This window comes from Acinetobacter sichuanensis, from assembly GCF_003024515.2.
Lineage (GTDB): Bacteria > Pseudomonadota > Gammaproteobacteria > Pseudomonadales > Moraxellaceae > Acinetobacter > Acinetobacter sichuanensis.
Window position 1 is genome coordinate 1 of record NZ_PYIX02000131.1, and the last position, 1895, is coordinate 1895.

The following is a 1895-nucleotide window of genomic DNA, read 5'->3' on the forward strand; positions in this document are numbered from 1 at the left end:
TCTTTTTTATTGAAATCGAATAGAGCTGAGGGTATTTGTGTAGAAAAAAGAAACACTTTTTTGCTATACAAGTTTAAAACAAGCTTTATGATAAAGTAAATTAATTAAATTATAACAAAGAGTTGAGTTATGCAAAGTAATAACCCTATTTTGAACCGCGTGGAAACACATGCGGACTATAGTCAACCGATGACTGTTCAAGGTGCTATTCAGAAGTCTGTATTACTTACAGTGATTGCGGCTGTGGTCGGTATAGCACTGTTTTTATACTGTTTCATGACCTTAAATATTTCGCTAGCCTATGCTGCAACCTTAGTCGGTGCGATTGGTGGTCTAATTTTAGGCCTGATTGCAACTTTTAAACCAAATACCGCACGTACCCTTGCCATTCCATATGCCTTGTTTGAAGGTGCTTTTTTAGGTGGGGTGTCGGTTATTTTCCAATTGAAATATCCGGGTGTACCTTTACAAGCGCTCTTGGCAACTTTTGTCACCACTTTAGTGATGTTTGGCCTGTATCGTTTTCAAATTATTCGTGCCACTGAAAAATTCAAATCTGTAGTGATGTCAGCATCAATTGCCATCGCGATTGTCTTTGTGGTGCAGATGGTCATGCGTTTGGCTTTTGGTTCAAGCATTCCATTTTTATTTGAAAACAATTTATTAGGTTTAGGTTTTGCCGCTTTTGTTGCAGTGATTGCATCACTGAACTTAATTCTAGATTTTGATTTGATTGAAAGTGCTGCGGCACAACACGCTCCGAAAGCGATGGAATGGCTGTGTGGTATTGCACTACTAGCGACTCTGGTGTGGATGTACTATTCATTCCTACGTCTACTCAGCATGTTGCGTGGCGACGACTAATCTCCTTAGTTTTAACAAATACGCCCCTTCATTGGGGCGTATTTGTTATTGAATGTTGATGAATTGAAAAAAGGCGCATTATGCAATTTCGGTTTCAACTTAAACTTGGCATTATGCAGATAAATTATTTTGAGTGAGAGTCACATGGCACAAGGACTATTGGCTGGAAAGCGTTTTTTAGTAGCAGGTATTGCAAGTAAATTATCAATTGCATTTGGTATTGCTCAAGCGCTTCACCGTGAAGGCGCGGAACTTGCATTTACTTATCCAAATGAAAAACTGAAAAAACGTGTAGATGAATTTGCAGCACAATTTGGCTCAACGATTGTTCTACCATGTGATGTGGCTGTCGACGCTGAAATTGAACAGACTTTTGTTGAATTGGCAAAACACTGGGACGGGTTAGACGGTGTAGTACATTCGATTAGTTTTGCGCCTGCGCATACATTGGATGGTGACTTTACCGATGTAACGGATCGTAATGGTTTTAAAGTGGCACATGACATTAGTGCATATAGCTTTATTGCGATGGCGCGTGCTGCGAAGCCGTTACTTTTAGTTCGTCAAGGTTGTTTATTGACTTTGACTTACCAAGGTTCTGAACGTGTAATGCCAAACTACAATGTGATGGGTATGGCGAAAGCATCATTAGAAGCGGGCGTACGTTACTTGGCATCAAGCTTGGGTGCAGAAGGGATTCGTGTGAATGCGATTTCAGCAGGGCCAATCCGTACTTTGGCGGCATCAGGGATTAAGTCGTTCCGCAAAATGTTAGATGTAAACGAAAAAATTTCACCACTTAAACGTAATGTGACCATTGAAGATGTCGGTAATGCTGCATTATTCCTTTGCTCACCTTGGGCAAATGGTATTACCGGTGAAATCATGTATGTCGATGCAGGTTTCAACACTGTGGGGATGAGCCCAGACTTGATGCTTGATGAATAATTAGATTGATTAAAATCATTTAATAAAGCCGCTTTTATAGCGGCTTTGTTTTTGAAGATAGCGAGTGAGATTTTAAAAAGATT

General features: G+C 40.0%; 2 protein-coding genes. Both read left to right on the forward strand.

Annotated elements, in window-relative coordinates; translation table 11 throughout:
- Nucleotides 1-129: 129 nt before the first annotated feature.
- Nucleotides 130-864 carry a Bax inhibitor-1/YccA family protein gene (locus C9E89_RS22410; RefSeq protein WP_058952676.1) on the forward strand — a complete coding sequence of 245 codons (735 nt, stop codon included), beginning with the start codon at nucleotides 130-132 and terminating at the stop codon, nucleotides 862-864.
- Nucleotides 865-1008: 144 nt separating this feature from the next.
- A complete protein-coding gene (locus tag C9E89_RS22415) occupies nucleotides 1009-1812 on the forward strand; it encodes an enoyl-ACP reductase FabI (RefSeq protein WP_058952677.1) in 804 nt (267 codons plus the stop codon).
- Nucleotides 1813-1895 lie beyond the last annotated feature (83 nt).

What these genes read in the sequence shown, in the direction of transcription:
- C9E89_RS22415 (WP_058952677.1), top strand. Translation starts at nt 1,009, where the DNA reads ATGGCACAAGGACTATTGGCTGGAAAGCGTTTTTTAGTAGCAGGTATT.
- C9E89_RS22410 (WP_058952676.1), top strand. Translation starts at nt 130, where the DNA reads ATGCAAAGTAATAACCCTATTTTGAACCGCGTGGAAACACATGCGGAC.